Consider the following 15,592-nt stretch of genomic DNA (forward strand, 5'->3'; position numbering starts at 1 on the left):
TTCGTTGCGGCTCTGGCCGTGTGCGTGGTGACCACCGTGGCCGCGCTAGTGGTACCGTCCTGGCTCCGTTCCGCCGTCACGGGATGGGGTACAGCGGGCGGTGGCGCGCTGGGCGTGGCTGCCGGGGCGTCGACGCTGGCCGGGGGGCGCTGGGCGGCTTGGCTGCCGGAGGTGTTGCCGCTGGCGGGGGTGCGGCTGTCGCTGGATCCCCTGGGCGGTGTGTTCGTGGCGGTGACCGGCGGCGTGGCGGTGTGCGCCGGCATTTACGCGGTCGGCTACGCCCGGGAGTCGGGTCGCGTGGTGCAGGCCACGCTGCCGCTGTTCGTGGCGTCGATGCTGCTGGTCCCTGCGGCGGCAACCGTGAGCACGCTGCTGGTGGGCTGGGAGCTGATGGCGCTGACGTCACTGCTGCTGGTGCTGGCCGAGCACGCACACCGTGCCGAGGTGGGCAGGGCTGGGCTGTGGTACGCGGTGATGACGCATCTGGGGTTCGTGGCGATTCTGGCGGGCTTGGCGTTCTTCGCGGCGGGCGCGGGCGGCGAGGCGTTCGACCAGTTGCGGGGTGCGACGCTGTCCCCCGCGGCTCGCAATGTGGTCTTCCTGGCGACGCTGGCCGGGTTCGCCTCCAAGGCGGGTATCGTGCCGCTGCACGTGTGGCTGCCGCGGGCGCACCCGGAGGCGCCAAGCCACGTGTCGGCGCTGATGAGCGCGGCGATGGTGAATCTGGGCGTGTACGGCATCGCCAGGGTCGGCCTGGACCTGCTGGGTGGCGGGCCGCAATGGTGGTGGCTGGTGGTGCTCGGGGTGGGGGCGCTGTCGGCGCTGTTCGGCATCCTGCAGGCGGCTGTGAGCACCGATCTGAAGCGGCTGCTCGGCTACTCCACCACCGAGAACATGGGCCTGGTCCTGGTCGGCGTGGGTGCAGCCGGGTTCTTCGGACCGGGGTCGGCGCTGGCCGCGCTGGCGCTGACGGCGGCTGTCCTGCACGTGGTCAACCACGCGGGGTTCAAGACGCTGCTGTTCCTGTCGGCGGGCTCGGTGCTGCGCGCCACCGGCACCCGAGACCTCGACGCGCTCGGCGGGCTGCGGTCCCGCATGCCGTACACGACCGTGCTGTTCGCCATCGGTGCTCTGTGCGCGTCGGCGCTACCGCCAGGCAACGGCTTCGTCAGCGAGTGGCTGCTGCTGCAGAGCCTGATTCATGCGCTGCCCTCGTCCGGGGTGGCGGGCGCGATCACGATGCCACTGGCCGTAGGGGTGATCGCGCTGTCAGCCGGGCTGGCGGTGGCGACGTTCGTGAAGGCGTTCGGGGTGGGGTTCCTGGCGCGGCCGCGCGGTAGCGGAGCCGAGTCGGCGACGGAGAGTCCGCCCTCGATGCTGGCCGGGATGGGGACGGCAGCCGCCTGCTGCGCGCTCCTGGCTCTCGCGCCCGCCGCGGTGCTGCCCGGGCTGAGCGCGATCCTGCCAGGCGCGCCCGCGGTGTCCGGGCAGGTCGCTCTGCGACTGAACGGGGTGCTGGGCACCATCTCACCGGTACTGATCGCGGGCTCGCTGGTGCTGGCCGTCGCCGCGCTGCTGGCAGTGCTCCGGCTGATCTCGACCCGGCGGGTACGGCGGGCCGCCCGGCTGTGGGATTGCGGGGCGGGCCCGATGTCGGCACGGATGGAGTACACAGCCACCTCGTTCGCCGAGCCCCTGCAAAGGGTGTTCGACGACGTGCTGGCGCCGGAGAGTGATGTGGACGTGACACCGGTCCGAGAGTCGGCCTACCTGGTGGAGCGGGTGCGCTTCCAGGCCCGCATCCCCGACAGGATCGAGCACCGGCTGTACGAGCCGGTGCTGGCTGGGCTCAAGGCGGTCGGACGGTCCGCGCGGGTGCTGGCCAACGGCAGCGTGCACCGCTACCTGGCCTACGGCTTCTACGCGCTGACCGGTGCGCTGATCGTGTTGGCGGTGCTCCGGTGACCCCGCTGCTGCAGGTGATTCTGGTCGTGCTGGGAGCGCCGCTGCTGGTGGGGATGATGCGGCAGGTGCGGGCCCGGTTGGAGGGCAGGGCCGGGGCCGGCGTGCTGCAGCCGTGGCGGGACCTGCGCAAGCTGGTACGTAAGCAGCCGATCACTCCGGACGGCACCGGCTGGGTGTTCCGGATGGCGCCGCTCGTGCTGGCCGCCACGGCACTGGTGGCGGCGGCCGCGGTGCCGCTGGTCAGCACGGAATCGATGGCAGGCGTGTCCGACCTGTTCGCCGTGGTGGCGCTGCTCGCGCTGGGCTCGGTGACACTGGCGCTGGGCGGGCTCGACACCGGGACGGCGTTCGGCGGAATGGGCGCCAGCCGCGAGATGACCGTGCTGGCCCTCGTGGAGCCCACCATCCTGGTGTCGGTCTTTGCGCTGTCGGTACGGGCGGACTCCACCGATCTCGGCGCGATCGTCGGTTACACCGCCGAGCAGCCACTCACAGTGGTCTCGCCGGTCAGCCTGCTGGCCGCGGCAGCGCTGGCGATCGTCACCATCGCCGAGACCGGCCGCATCCCGGTGGACAACCCTGCCACGCACCTCGAGCTCACCATGATCCACGAGGCGATGATCCTCGAGTACGCCGGGCCGGACCTGGCGCTGATCGAGTGGGCCTCCGCCGCTCGGCTGTCGGTCCTGCTCGGGTTGCTGGCCAGTCTGTTCGCTCCGTGGGGCATCGTCACCGCGGGAGCCGGAGTCGTGGCCGTACTGGTGGCCATGGTGGTGCTGGTGGTCAAGGTCGCCGTGCTGGGGGCGCTGCTCGCGGCGGGCGAGGTGTTCATGGCCAAGCTGCGGCTGTTCCGCATCCCCGAGCTGCTGGCCGGCTCCTTCGTGATGGCGCTGCTGGCGGTCGCGGCCTCCTTCTTCCTGGCGTGAGGTGCCCTTGTACGTGCAAGCTCTCAACCTGGCCTGCGGGGCGTTCCTGCTGGCCGGGGTGCTGGTGCTCTGGCGGCGTGACCTGGCCGCCATTGTGTGGCTGTTCGCCTTCCAGGGGCTCGCCCTGGGCGCGATGGTGGTCGTGCTCGGAGCTGACCAGGGCTCGGTCGAGCTGGTGCTGGTCGGTATCGGCGTCGGCGCGCTGCGTGCCGGGCTCCTTCCCTACCTGATGCGCCGAGCCCTGGTTTCCAGTGGGGAGGCGCGCGAGACCCAGCCGCTGGTCAACGTGGCCACCTCGCTGCTGGTGGTGGCCGTGCTGGCCATGCTCGCCTACGCCGTATCGCAGCCGCTGGTACGGCTGGCGCCGAGCCCTGCCACGCAGGCGGTGCCGGTCGCGCTGACCGTGCTGCTGGTCGGTTTCTTCGTGCTGGTGACCCGGCGGCGGGCGCTGTCGCAGGTGGTGGGGTTCCTGCTGATGGACAACGCCATCACCGCCACCGCCTTCCTCACCACCAGCGGGGTTCCGCTCGTGGTGGAGCTCGGGGTGTCGCTGGACGTACTGCTGGCCGTACTGGTGCTGCAGGTGCTGACCACGCGGATGCGGGCGGCCTTCGGCGGGACCGATCTGGATGAGTTGCGGGAGTTGCACGACTGATGCTGATCCTTCCCATCCTGCTGCCCGCCCTGGCGGGCGGCCTGTATGCGGTCCTCGGCTGGACCCGGGTGACGGCGTGGCTGGGCTCGCTGGCTGCGGCCGGGGTGCTGGCCTCCGCGGTCGCGCTGGCCAGGCTCGGGTCCGGTGGCGCGCTGTGGGGGTTGCTGCGGGTGGACGCGCTGAGTGCGTTCATGCTGATCGTGATCGGCGCGGTGGCGCTCCTGGCGATGCTTGCCAGCCCTGCCTATCTGGCCGCGGAACTGGCCGCCGGGCACACCGGGCATCCGGCGCTGCGCCGCTATGGCGTGCTCACCCAGGCGTTCGTGGCGGCGATGGCGCTGGCGGTGCTGGCTGCCAACCTCGGCATCATGTGGGTGGCGATCGAGGCCACCACGATCCTGACCGCATTCCTCGTCGGGTTCCGCAGGACCAAGAGCGCCACCGAGGCGGCTTGGAAGTACGTGGTGATCTGCTCGGTCGGCATCGCGCTGGCCTTCCTCGGCATCGTCCTGGTCAACTACGCGGGCGTGCACTCCGCGGTCGGGCTGGACTGGGCCGCTCTGGCGCGGCAGGCCGCCGACCTCGATCCGGGCGTCATGCGGATCGCCGCCGTGCTGGTCGTGCTCGGGTTCGGCACCAAGGCGGGGCTGGCTCCGATGCATGCCTGGCTGCCTGACGCGCACAGCCAGGCACCCGCCCCGGTCTCCGCGCTGATGTCCGGAGTGCTGCTGTCGGTCGCTTTCTACGCGATCCTGCGCGTGAAGGTGATCGCCGACGCCGTGCTGGGCGTCACTTCGATGCGGGTGCTGCTGGTGGCGGCCGCGCTGGCCTCACTCGCCGTGGCCGCCGTACTGCTGCTCGGGCAGCGCGACTACAAGCGGCTGCTGGCCTACTCCAGCATCGAGCACATGGGACTGGTCGCGCTCGGCGCCGCCGTCGGCAGCCGGCTCGCGCTGGTCGCGGTGCTGCTGCACGTCCTTGGCCACGGGCTTGGCAAGTCGGTGCTGTTCCTGTCCTCCGGGCATCTCCATCAGGCGACCGGCAGCAGCCGGATCGCCTCCGTCAAGGGGCTAGCCACCCGGGCACCGCTGCTGGCCGGGGTGTTCGCGCTCGGGCTGCTCGCGCTGCTCGGCATGCCGCCGTTCAGCCTGTTCGCCAGTGAGGTCGGTATCGTCCGTTCTGCCTTCGCCGCCGGTCTGGGCTGGGCGGTCACGATCGCGCTGGTCCTCATGCTGGTCATCGTGGGTGCCATCGGGCGGCATAGCCGGACCATGCTGCTCGGCCCGCCAGGGAGCCCGCAGCTGTCCGTGCCGCGCACGAACAGCGCTGTCCTGGTCGCCGGGCTTGCCGCGTGTGCAGTCCTTGGCGTCACTCTCGGCCCGCTGGGCGACCTCCTGCAAGCCGCCGCCGACATCGCTGGAGCGACGCCGTGACCCACGACGAGCTGCTCTCTGGCGCGGCCGAGCTTTTCGCCGACGGCTACCGTCTCGCGCTCGTCTCCGCCGACGCGACTGAGGTCGTCTACTTGTTCACGGCCGCCAATCCCGACCGGCATGCCGAACTGCGACTGCCCCTGGCCGAACCAATCGTCCCCAGCCTGGCCGAGCTGTCCTTCCCGGCTGGGCGCTTCGAGCGGGAAATGCATGACCTGTACGGGATCAAGCCGATCGGCCACCCGCTCCCCCGCCGCCTGGTCCGCCACCACCACTGGCCCCGCGGCTGGTACCCGATGCACCCCGACGCCGGACCCCCGCCCGCCTTCGGCGACCCCGAGGGCCCCTACCCCTTCGTCACTGTAGAAGGCCCCGGCGTCTACGAGATCCCCGTCGGCCCCGTGCACGCCGGACTCATCGAACCCGGCCACTTCCGCTTCTCCGTCGTCGGCGAGACCATCCTCAAACTCAAGGCCCGCCTCTGGTTCGTCCACAAAGGCATCGAGAAACTCTTCGAGGGCCGGAGGCCGGAGGAGGGCCTGCCGCTGGCCGAACGGATCAGCGGCGACACCACCGTCGGCCACACCCTGGCCTACTGCCTGGCCATCGAGGAGGCCACCGGCACCCACGTACCCCACGAGGCCCAGCGCGGCCGTGCCGTACTGCTGGAACTCGAACGCCTCTACAACCACGTCACCGATCTGGGCGCGCTCTGCAACGACGTCGCCCACTCCGTGCTGCACGCCCAGACCGGGCGAGTACGCGAGCAACTCCTGCGCATCAACGACCAGGTCACCGGGCACCGGCTGCTGCGCGGCGGCGTCAGGCTGGGCGGCGTCGCGCTACGTTCCCTGCCCGACCCCCACGCGCTGGCCGCCATCGGCGCCGACGTGACCGAGATCGTCGACCTCGCCCTCGGCCACACCGTCATCGCCGACCGCTTCACCGGCACCGCCATACTGTCCGCCCAGGCGGCCCGCGACCTGGGCACCCTCGGTTACGTCGCCCGCGCCAGCGGCCTCGATGTCGACGCTCGCCGCGACCACCCCTTCACCGACCTCGGCCAGTTCACCGTCGCCACCAGGACCGGCGGCGACGTGCTCGCCCGCTTCCAGATCCGCGCCGAGGAGATCGCCACCTCTATCACCCTGATCACGCGGCTCCTCGATGCCTGCACGGCGAGCGTCCCGCTCTCCGAAGACCGCCTCTCCGGTGTCGGAATCGTCGAGGGCTGGCGCGGCACCATCGTCCACCGCGTCCAGCTCTCCCCCGAAGGTGCCCTCACACGCGTCAAGATCGTGGATCCGTCTTTCTTCAACTGGCCCGCGCTGCCCGTCGCCCTCAGCGGCGCCATCGTGCCCGACTTCCCGCTGGTCAACAAGAGCTTCAACCTCTCCTACGCAGGCAACGATCTCTGACCGGGCTTGGCACCCTCCGTACCGTTCGATGAACGGTACGGAGCCTGGGCCATGGCCCCGCAGCCATACCGGCTCATCGCTGTGCCAAGGCACACGCCAGGCGTCGCAACGTTGTCCCTCGTCCCCTCCACCAGCGAGCCGCTGCAGGTGTCCACTCTCCGGGTGCAATGCGGTGCCTCGCTCGGCGAGCTCGGACAGGGGCTTCAACTACGCGGCCCTTTCGGCGTCGGATGGGACATAAAAGTCGCCGTCGGCCGCTCGCTCGCTGTTGCTCATCGGCTGGGAGGCCGGGCTGGCCGTGCTCCGCCCCTGCGATGCACCAACGCAGGCTGTAAACGCTGCCGCATCACTGGCATGAACATCTGCCGTACCGGCCCCCTCTTCCCCTACGACAGGCTCCCTCCGATCAACCTGTAGAGCAGCGCGCAGAGAGGGAAGTCCCGTAGCCAGCCATCCGGGGTTACGCTGGTCTTCTCCCAACCTGGGAGGAGGCCGACATGACGCAGCAGTATCTCGCGGGTGAGCTGTCGCTCCTCCTCGGCCGATTGCAGGCTGTCACTGCGAGTACGACGTCGGAGAGCGACGTGGCCGAACTGCGACACGAGGCGGAGACAGGGTCTGCGACGGCGCTGCCGTCGGTAGCGGCGCGCGCTTTGATGTTGACGGACTCATTGTGCTGGGAGTCGTTGTCACGCGCCGATGCTGTCACCTTCTCGCATCAGGCCAAGATCAGCGCTGACCTGTTCGAATTCAGCGTCTGCTCAGGCCTGCTGGAGGCGGTGTGATATCCGCTCTTGGACGAATCAGCGAGAATGTTGAGGAGGCCCCCTCACCCCCGAAGGGGGCGCATTCGAGGGATCGTCGCAACACTGTGATCACTTTTGCTGGCAGCGGTCAGCATAGCGCGAGCCGATTGGGTTTCCGTGCTCCCGTGTCGGGGGAAGACGGAAACCCAATCGGAGGCGGCGGCTGCTGAGGTCGCCGTCCATCCCGCCATCAACCAATGACTCTCTAACCCAGGAGACTGGGCTGATCGATCACCCACAACCACGTGCCGTCATCCTGACGGCGAGCCACTTCGACCGTGATGCCGCCGTCGGGCAAACGCACCGAGGTAAGCGCCAGGTCGCCATTACGCAGCGTGGGCTGCTGTCGCCCAGGGGCAAAGGTGGGTCGATTGGCGACCAGACGCTCATATGCCTGACGGATCTCATCGGCCCCCCGGGCCACCTGGCCGTCCGGCAACGCCAGCACTGCGTCCGGTTCGTACAGCGCCACCAGCCCTTCGACATCGCCCGCGTTGAGCCGCTCGACGATGTACCGGCTGAGATCCTCGGGTTGGACGGCGCTCTTCCGGGCATCATCAATGGTCATTGTCTGTAACTCCCATCAGATCAGAGCAAGCTGCCTCGGACGACAAGCGATCATGCCAGGTAGGTACGACAAACCATCCCTACCGAAGACAGCCACTGATCAACGTCTGTGACAGGCCCTCGGTCAGACGCGGGTCGCCAGAAGCTCCGCGAGGCGTTCAGCCGGGGTGTCCCAGCCGAGTGTCTTTCCTGGTCTGGCGTTCAATTCCGCAGAAACCGCGTCGAGGTCTCGCGGGTGTGGACGGATAGGTCCGTGCCCTTGGGGAAGTACTGGCGCTCTCGCCGCGCCCCTGGACGTAGCGCGCCTGGTAGATGGTCTCGTGACACATGCAGCTCCGCCCGATCAGGAAAGGTCTTACGCAGGGCCGGGGAAGCGGCCGGCGCGTCGGCGCGGGCCCGAGCCGCGTGCGGCCGGTATTGGCCGCCTGTGGGGTACCGGTTGCGGCGGATCTCCCGGCTGACGGCCGAGGAGAATGCCTTCTCTCGCTCACGGCGCTCATCGAGCGAGGCGAGGAGCGGATACGAGCGCCCGGTATCCATGCCGGGGCTCCTCGCGTCTGCGGGCCATTCCGCGAGAGATCCACGAGATCAGTGCGCTTGTTCTGAAATAATCCATCCCATCACTGGGCAATAGGAGCTTTGAGGAGACTGAGGTGGCTCTGCAGCCAGCACATCGAGCTTCGCTCGTCGACCAGGTCATCGATCAGCTGAGCAAGCAGATCACCTCGGGACGTTGGCCGGTCAACAGCAAGATCCCCACCGAAACGGTGCTCAGCGAGCGGCTCGGCGTGGGTCGTAACACCATCCGCGAGGCCGTTCGCGCACTTACTCATGCGGGCCTCCTGGAGAGCCGCCAGGGTGATGGCACCTACACGCGGGCCGCCAGCGAACTGTCGGGAGCGATGCTGCGCCGCCTGCGACAGGCCCAGCAACTGGAGATTTTCGAAGTCCGCCAAGCTCTGGAGGTTGAGTCGGCCAGGTTGGCCGCTGCCCACCGAACCGTCGAGGATGTGCGGCTGATCGACGCGGCGCTGGCCGAGCGTGAGCGCGCCTGGCATTCCGGCGATCCGGACGCGTTCGTTGAGGCTGATCTGGCCTTTCACCTGTCGGTCGTGCGCGCCACGCACAACCGGGTGCTGATCGACCTGTGTACGGGCTTCTCCGCGGCCATGCGCGCCAGCATCACAGCTGCGGGCACATCGTTGAACAGCACTCACATCCCGCACGACGCGATCGCCCACGCGATTGCTGCCGGTGATGTCACGGCCGCCGAGAGCGCTACCCAGGAGTGCATGCAGCACATCCTGGCCGCACTCACCAAGGCGGGAGAGCACGACCCTCAGCGGTGGCGAAGATCAACGGCGTAGGGCTCCCAGCGACTGCCGTTCCACGGAAGGAATCGGGTGTCTCCGCAGGAGGGGCAACTCGATCCATCGCGCAAGGCCGACATGCTGCTGACGGTCCGACATCCCACGCAGAACAGCGTCGCCGTCGCGCTGATCACGATGCGCGCCACTCCGGACATCGGCATACTCCCTCTACTTGTGGACTTGCTAACCTTAGCAATTGCTTCTGGACTTAGGTCTGCTGTGTAGCCAACGCGCCGGTCAAGGAATCGCGAGGAGTTCGAGGAACCATTCCCCACTCACGGTGGGGCCCTTCTCAGTGGGGCACTCGAGCTGACCCGTTACAGGCGCCTCGTTGAGATCGGCGCGTGCTCCTGCGGCGGCCCAGGTTGTCGACGCCCAGACTGGGCGGCAACTCGGAGGTAGTGGGCCCAGTAGCCCTGCCAGGGTCCGTAGCGCTCGGCCATCGCGCGCAACTCGTGCTCGCTGCCCGATGCCCGGCAGGCCGAGCAGGAAGCTCTTGACCTCCTCGTACGGCCCGTCACGCAGGAACGGCTCGGACACTTCGCCCCAGGTTCGCAGGGCGGCGTACAGCCGTGCGCCTTTGCGCGGGTTTCCCACCAGGGCGGTCAGCCGCTCCTCGGGGATGGCCAGGAACTGGTCGAGGTCCGGGGTGAGCTCCAGCCCGGCCTCGGTGGCGGTGACGCGGGCCAGGACCGTTTGGCCCGCCACTCGGAAGGCCTTGGTCAGGGTGTCGGCGGTGAGCCGCTGCTCGCCTGCGGTGGGCGGGAAACGACGCAGGAAGGCGAGCGAGGCGGCGAAATCGAAGGGCTCGCGTGCGGTGAGGATCACGTCAGCGGGGGCTGGCTCGCGCACGAGCAGGCCAGCGCAGCACCGTCGAGCGCGCGGTGCAGCATCTGGCCGATGTTGCAGGAACCGCGCCCATGCCGGCCCTGCAAGGGTCATAAATGCGAATCTTAGCAATTGCCAAGATAGTTGGTATTTTAAGCGCGAAAGAGTGTTCTGTGGCCTCTCCAGGGAAGAGCGAAAGCATGGACGAGTTCGCTGTCGAGCTGTGCACGGTGATCAACGCCGCCGCGAAGCGGCTAAGCGACGCCCGCACCGTGGGGGATGATCATGGTGTGCAGGTGTACGCCGAACGCGTCCGTCACCTCCTGACCGTCGCTCAAAATCACGGGGTGGACACGACCGCGCTCGAGGTTGTCCGCGACCTTCCGGAGGGCGGGTGACGTGCGAGTGCGCCGATCCCGCCAGCCCAAGGTGAGGCCGAGTTGTTTCGAGCGCTGGCGCACGCCTTGCGGATTCACCTCCTGAGACCGCTCGCTGATAGAGCACGTCCTGTACGTGAACGGCTCATGGAGCGCGGCGTCGAGCCCTCCTGCCTATCGGCACCAGCTGTCCGTGCTTCGAGGGGCGGGGATCGTCACCACGTGTCGGGGGAGCAACACGGTGATCGACACGTTGAGCAGCCTGGTTGTCACAGATCTGCTGGACGCGGCTGGCAGGAAGCTTGGCAACGTTCTGGCGAGGCAGATGCTGGCAGAACAGCACGAAGAGCCTCGGTGAAGGGGGAGTCATGTCGGACAGGTACATGGGGCTCGATCAGGCACGACTGCGCCATCCGGGATTGATCGAGGTCAACACGTGGGTGAACGAGATCGCTGATCTTACCCATCCCGACCGGATCGCATGGTGCGACGGTTCGCAGGCCGAGTGGCAGTACCTGACTGATCTCCTGGTCAGACAGGGAACATTCACCCGCATCAACCCAGAGAAACGGCCCAACAGCTTCTACGCCACGTCCGATCCGAGCGATGTGGCCAGGGTCGAGGATCGCACGTTCATCTGCTCCGAGCGCGAGGAGGACGCGGGGCCCACCAACAACTGGATCGCTCCGGACGAGATGCGCCGGACGTTCGGGCAGCTGTTCAAGGGCTGCATGCGCGGCCGCACGATGTACGTCGTCCCGTTCTGCATGGGCCCGCTCGGCGGCGAGATCTCGCAGCTCGGCGTCGAGATCACCGACTCGCCGTACGTCGCCGTCTCCATGCGGATCATGACCCGCATGGGGGCGGAGGCGCTCGAGCTCATCGCGCAAAGAAGGAATTTCGTCAAGGCTGTTCACTCCGTCGGGGCGCCCCTGGAGCCGGGCCAGGAGGACGTGCCCTGGCCGTGCAGCTCGACGAAGTACATCAGCCACTTCCCGGAGACCCGCGAGATCTGGTCGTACGGCTCCGGCTACGGCGGCAACGCCCTGCTCGGCAAGAAGTGCTACGCCCTGCGCATCGCCAGCGTCATGGCCCGCGACGAGGGCTGGATGGCCGAGCACATGCTGATACTCAAGCTCACCCCGCCCTCCGGCGAGACCCGCTACATCGCCGCGGCCTTCCCGAGCGCCTGCGGCAAGACCAACCTCGCCATGCTCCAGCCCACGATCCCCGGCTGGAAGGTCGAGACGATCGGTGACGACATCGCGTGGATGCGCTTCGGCGACGACGGCCGCCTCTACGCGATCAACCCGGAGGCCGGCTTCTTCGGCGTCGCGCCCGGCACCGGCCAGGTGACCAACGCCAACGCGATCAAGACGCTCTGGGGCAACAGCATCTTCACCAACGTCGCGCTCACCGACGACGGCGACGTGTGGTGGGAGGGCCTCACCGACACCCCACCGGTGTATCTCACCGACTGGAAGGGGCACGAGTGGACCCCTGTCGGCGGTGAACCTGCTGCGCACCCGAACGCACGTTTCACCACCCCGGCCTCCCAGTGCCCGACCATCGCCCCCGAATGGGAGGATCCCAAGGGCGTGCCCATCTCAGCGATCCTCTTCGGCGGCCGGCGGGCGACCGCCGTACCACTGGTCATCGAAGCCTTCGACTGGCAGCACGGGGTGTTCCTGGGGGCCAACGTCGCCTCCGAGAAGACCGCCGCGGCCGAGGGCAAGGTCGGGGAGCTGCGCTACGACCCGTTCGCCATGTTGCCGTTCTGCGGCTACAACATGGGCGACTACTTCGACCACTGGCTCGACATCGGCCGCCGCAAGGGCGCCAAGCTGCCCCGGATCTACTACGTCAACTGGTTCAGGAAGAACGCCGAAGGCCAGTTCATCTGGCCCGGGTTCGGCGAGAACAGCCGCGTGCTCAAGTGGATCGTCGAGCGGCTCAACGGTATAGCTTCCGCCGTCTCGACGCCCATCGGGCGACTACCTGAGGCGCTCGACACCGAGGGGCTGGATATCTCCGACGAGGACCTCCATACGCTGCTCAGCGTCGACGCCGACGTCTGGCGCGAGGAGGCCTCGCTGATCCCGGGGCACTTCGAGAAGTTCGGAAGCCACCTGCCCAAAGAGTTGTGGGAAGAATACCGCAACTTGATCCACCGACTCGGCTGAGGTCCCACTGTGCAGAAGACTCGCGTACACGAGGTCATGACTGCCGAAGTCGTCACCGTCGGCACAGCGACACGGTTCCAGGAAATCGTGGCGCTGCTCTACGCCCACGGCATCAGCGGCGTGCCCGTCCTGGACCGCGCTCGTCAGGTATGCGGCGTGATTGCCGGAGCCGACCTCGTTGCCGGGCACGGCAGCTCCGCCGGACGACTGATGACCGCACCTGCCTACACCATCGGCCCCGAAGCCAGCGCCGAAGAGGCCGTGCGCGTGTTGAGCCGCTATCACATCGGCCGCCTGCCGGTCGTTCGACCCGAGACCGGCCAGTTACTGGGCATCGTGACCCGTTCCGACCTGCTACGCATCCGCCAACGACCCGACAAGGACATCCTGCTCGAAGTCGCCAACATGATCCTTGCCTCTCATCCCGGGCACGTTGCGGCGCATGTCCGCAGCGGTGTGGTCACGCTCCTCGGCCGGGTCGAGCGGCGCTCCACCGTCGCGGACCTGGTGGAGCTGGTCAGGCAAGTCGAGGGAGTCGTCCGCGTGCACGAGCGCATCGACTGCGATCTTGACGACAGCCACCCAGCCCCTGCGATCAGATGGGGCGGCCGGACATAGATGCTGCGGGGGCCGGGTCCGGTTGCCGAGATTGGCAATTGCTTAAAATCGACGGATCACCCCAACGGGACCGCTGTGCTTGAGTAGGCAAACCAAAGTGCGTTCACGACAGGAGACCGCGTTGAGCCGGCCGCTATACCAACTGAAGGCGGAGTTTTTCAAGACTCTGGGTCACCCGGCCCGAATCAGGATCTTGGAGTTGCTCAGCGAGCGTGAGCACTCGGTCTCGGAAATGCTGCCTGAGGTCGGCATCGAAGCTGCGCACCTGTCCCAGCAGCTTGCTCTGTTGCGGCGGGCCAACCTCGTCGTCACGCGCAAGGAAGGCTCGACCGTTTACTACTCCATCACCAGCCCACAGGTTGCCGAGCTGCTGGCCGTGGCCCGCTCGATCTTGACCGGCGTGCTGTCCGGGCAAGCCGAACTGCTGGAGGACCTGCGCGCCACCACCTCCAAGGGGGGATGATCCCCTCTCACCAGACGGCGGGCGGCCGGTGTCGGTAGCCCCCGCCGACCTTCCGCTCGCCCATGTCCGCCCCCTTGAGGTCGGGAGTCCACATGCGTCAGCCACTGCGCATCTCCGTTGCTCAGCCTTACTGCACCCCACACGACGTTGCCGCGAACGCAGCCGTCCACGCGGCCACCATCACCTCCGGCCAAGCCCGCGTGGTGATCTTCCCGGAACTGTCGCTGACTGGTTACGAACTGACCACACCGGCGATCAGCGCCGACGACTCCCGGCTTGGCCCGATCATGAAAGCCTGCGCCGCGAGCCGTACCGTTGCGCTGGCCGGAGCGCCCATCCACGGCGAGAACGGCCGCGACTACATCGCCACGCTCGTGATCGACGGCGACGGCGCGGCGGTTGCTTATCGGAAGATGTACCTGCACCCACCCGAGCTGGACCGGTTCACGCCGGGCGAGAGCTCCGCGGTGGTGGAGGTGGACGGCTGGCGGCTCGGTCTGGCGATCTGCCGGGATTCCGGCGTCCCCGAACACGCCGCAGCGACCACGGCTTTGGGCGTGGACATCTATGTAGCCAGCACGCTGTTCTCCCTCACTGCCGGGGTCCGCCGCGATGTTCGCATGCGAGCCATTGCCGTCCAGCATGGCGTCTGGGTCGCGGCGGCGAGCTTCGCCGGCCCCACCGGCGACTACCCCATGACCTCTGGCGGCTCGGGCATCTGGGCACCGGGCGGAGCCTTGATCACACAGGCGGGCATCCGGACTGGCGCCACCGCACACGCCATTCTTCGTCATCGTTAATTGCCAACTTTGGCAAATGGTAAGGTTGGCAAGAAGGGAGGAAGCTGGTGAAGGTTCTCTTGTGCTTGGACTGCCGCCGCCATCACCGCCCGACGGCAATCCTCAAGGGCGAGTGTCCCGCCTGCGGCAACAGCCGTCTGCTCACCTACGCAGGTGCTGCCTTCAAGATCTCCGCAGCCCCAACGGTCCCTGCTGTCGGCAGACATCCGCGCAAGAAGGCGACCACATGACGTTCCAGTGGGCCTACGAGACACGCGCACACATCGACATTCTGCGGATCTCCGGGTACGTGAGCTTCAACGCTCCCGATCTGGTCGTGGCAACCGTCGGCCCGGAGGTGTGCGACAGCGACCGGCCGCTCATCCTCGATCTGACCGACATGGCAGGCTGGGGCTACGTGGGCCGGACCGCAGTAGTCAACGCCGTCAGCCACTTGGCGGCCCATCGCCGCGTCCGGGTCTGCGCGCCCCACGACAAGCTGACCTTGTGGGCCTTGAGAGACAGCGGGTTCGGCGACATGATCGACGCCGACCTCGACACGGCGCTCACCTCCCGGCTCCTCGAGGAGTCCGCATAGCCCCGTCAGTAAAGACCGGCATCGTCTGCATGCGACGACAGGATCCGAATCCAAAGGCTTCGCAGTCGAGAGGATCCGGGTGCGTGCTCTGGCTTGTCGGCCGCCGGGCTCGGCGGCACGGTGACCAACGTGGCCCGAACATTACGTGCGCAATACCGACGGGCTGATGGCAGGATCAGGCGGCTCAGCCAACTGCGCGTGCCGCGCCCCAGCACGAGCAGATCCTTCTCCCGGGCGAGGTCTACCAGGTGGTGGCCCGGATGGCCCACCCTAGTGATGATCACTGTCTCGTCCGGGACCCCGCCGGCCACATCCCGGAACAACCGCGTTACTAGATCACGGCCGCGCTCGACCTCATCCGGGAACAGCGTGTGATCGTACGGCAGAGCCTCCACGCTCGGGTGAAGGGGAGCACGGCTCACATGCACCGCCACCAACGGCAGGCGACGCAGCCGTGCCTCGGCGATCGCCCACACCAAGGCCCACCTGGAGGCGGGCGAGTCTTCAACGCCGACGATGATGCAAGCTTCGGAAGGCAAGCCTTCGTTCATGGCCTCCCCCTCACACGAGGCGCCGACACACCAATTGTGTGTCACGTAACCCGAA

16 protein-coding genes and 1 pseudogene are annotated in these 15,592 nt (G+C 67.8%); 13 read left to right on the top strand and 4 right to left on the bottom strand.

Annotated features, from left to right (window positions below):
* Positions 1 to 36 precede the first annotated feature (36 nt).
* From ABN273_RS36025 to ABN273_RS36050, 6 genes are all read left to right on the top strand, one after another.
* On the top strand, positions 37 to 1,965 hold the full coding sequence (locus ABN273_RS36025; protein ID WP_349453580.1) for a proton-conducting transporter transmembrane domain-containing protein: 1,929 nt from the start codon (positions 37 to 39) through the stop codon (positions 1,963 to 1,965).
* Positions 1,962 to 2,891: a respiratory chain complex I subunit 1 family protein gene (locus ABN273_RS36030; protein ID WP_349453581.1), complete on the top strand. Its 930-nt coding sequence runs from the start codon at positions 1,962 to 1,964 to the stop codon at positions 2,889 to 2,891. The genes ABN273_RS36025 and ABN273_RS36030 overlap by 4 nt, the downstream gene beginning before the upstream one ends.
* Before the next feature lie 13 nt (positions 2,892 to 2,904).
* Entirely contained in the window at positions 2,905 to 3,546 is a 642-nt protein-coding gene (locus ABN273_RS36035; RefSeq protein WP_349453582.1) for a hypothetical protein, read from the top strand.
* A complete protein-coding gene (locus tag ABN273_RS36040) occupies positions 3,546 to 4,979 on the top strand; it encodes a proton-conducting transporter transmembrane domain-containing protein (protein ID WP_349453583.1) in 1,434 nt (477 codons plus the stop codon). Before ABN273_RS36035 ends, ABN273_RS36040 begins: the two co-directional genes overlap by 1 nt.
* Positions 4,976 to 6,397 (top strand): hydrogenase large subunit, encoded by a 1,422-nt coding sequence (locus ABN273_RS36045; protein ID WP_349453584.1) that lies wholly within the window; start codon positions 4,976 to 4,978, stop codon positions 6,395 to 6,397. Before ABN273_RS36040 ends, ABN273_RS36045 begins: the two co-directional genes overlap by 4 nt.
* 497 nt (positions 6,398 to 6,894) lie before the next feature.
* Complete coding sequence (locus ABN273_RS36050) at positions 6,895 to 7,182, top strand: hypothetical protein (RefSeq protein ID WP_349453585.1); 288 nt, start codon at positions 6,895 to 6,897, stop codon at positions 7,180 to 7,182.
* Positions 7,183 to 7,408: 226 nt separating this feature from the next.
* Here the strand turns inward: ABN273_RS36050 and ABN273_RS36055 are convergent, their stop codons facing one another.
* Complete coding sequence (locus tag ABN273_RS36055; protein WP_349453586.1) at positions 7,409 to 7,771, bottom strand: YybH family protein; 363 nt, start codon at positions 7,769 to 7,771, stop codon at positions 7,409 to 7,411.
* A gap of 123 nt (positions 7,772 to 7,894) precedes the next feature.
* Positions 7,895 to 8,046 (bottom strand): annotated as a pseudogene (locus ABN273_RS36060) (IS30 family transposase); the annotation flags it as partial.
* 377 nt (positions 8,047 to 8,423) lie between these two features.
* Between ABN273_RS36060 and ABN273_RS36065 the strand changes: the two are divergent.
* Positions 8,424 to 9,137, top strand: coding sequence for a FadR/GntR family transcriptional regulator (locus ABN273_RS36065; protein WP_349453587.1), 714 nt, complete (start codon positions 8,424 to 8,426; stop codon positions 9,135 to 9,137).
* Between the two features lie 240 nt (positions 9,138 to 9,377).
* Here the strand turns inward: ABN273_RS36065 and ABN273_RS36070 are convergent, their stop codons facing one another.
* Complete coding sequence (locus tag ABN273_RS36070) at positions 9,378 to 9,992, bottom strand: DNA glycosylase family protein (RefSeq protein ID WP_349453588.1); 615 nt, start codon at positions 9,990 to 9,992, stop codon at positions 9,378 to 9,380.
* A 176-nt stretch (positions 9,993 to 10,168) separates the two neighbouring features.
* Here ABN273_RS36070 and ABN273_RS36075 point away from each other — a divergent pair, with 176 nt between their 5' ends.
* The 6 genes from ABN273_RS36075 (at position 10,169) to ABN273_RS36100 (ending at position 14,986) form a co-directional block, all read left to right on the top strand.
* Positions 10,169 to 10,366 carry a hypothetical protein gene (locus ABN273_RS36075; protein ID WP_349453589.1) on the top strand — a complete coding sequence of 66 codons (198 nt, stop codon included), beginning with the start codon at positions 10,169 to 10,171 and terminating at the stop codon, positions 10,364 to 10,366.
* 347 nt (positions 10,367 to 10,713) lie between these two features.
* Complete coding sequence (locus tag ABN273_RS36080; protein WP_502911181.1) at positions 10,714 to 12,528, top strand: phosphoenolpyruvate carboxykinase (GTP); 1,815 nt, start codon at positions 10,714 to 10,716, stop codon at positions 12,526 to 12,528.
* A 36-nt stretch (positions 12,529 to 12,564) separates the two neighbouring features.
* Positions 12,565 to 13,146 (top strand): CBS domain-containing protein, encoded by a 582-nt coding sequence (locus tag ABN273_RS36085; RefSeq protein WP_349453590.1) that lies wholly within the window; start codon positions 12,565 to 12,567, stop codon positions 13,144 to 13,146.
* 97 nt (positions 13,147 to 13,243) lie between these two features.
* Positions 13,244 to 13,609, top strand: a complete 366-nt coding sequence (locus tag ABN273_RS36090; RefSeq protein WP_349453591.1) for an ArsR/SmtB family transcription factor — start codon at positions 13,244 to 13,246, stop codon at positions 13,607 to 13,609.
* A gap of 92 nt (positions 13,610 to 13,701) precedes the next feature.
* Positions 13,702 to 14,409 carry a carbon-nitrogen hydrolase family protein gene (locus tag ABN273_RS36095; RefSeq protein WP_349453592.1) on the top strand — a complete coding sequence of 236 codons (708 nt, stop codon included), beginning with the start codon at positions 13,702 to 13,704 and terminating at the stop codon, positions 14,407 to 14,409.
* Between the two features lie 226 nt (positions 14,410 to 14,635).
* Entirely contained in the window at positions 14,636 to 14,986 is a 351-nt protein-coding gene (locus tag ABN273_RS36100) for a hypothetical protein (protein ID WP_349453593.1), read from the top strand.
* 5 nt (positions 14,987 to 14,991) lie between these two features.
* On the opposite strand, the gene ABN273_RS36105 is transcribed toward ABN273_RS36100, so the two are convergent.
* A complete protein-coding gene (locus tag ABN273_RS36105) occupies positions 14,992 to 15,537 on the bottom strand; it encodes a universal stress protein (protein WP_349453594.1) in 546 nt (181 codons plus the stop codon).
* Between the last annotated feature and the right edge of the window lie 55 nt (positions 15,538 to 15,592).

The sequence above is a fragment of the Nonomuraea sp. B19D2 genome (assembly GCF_040137845.1).
GTDB lineage: Bacteria > Actinomycetota > Actinomycetes > Streptosporangiales > Streptosporangiaceae > Nonomuraea.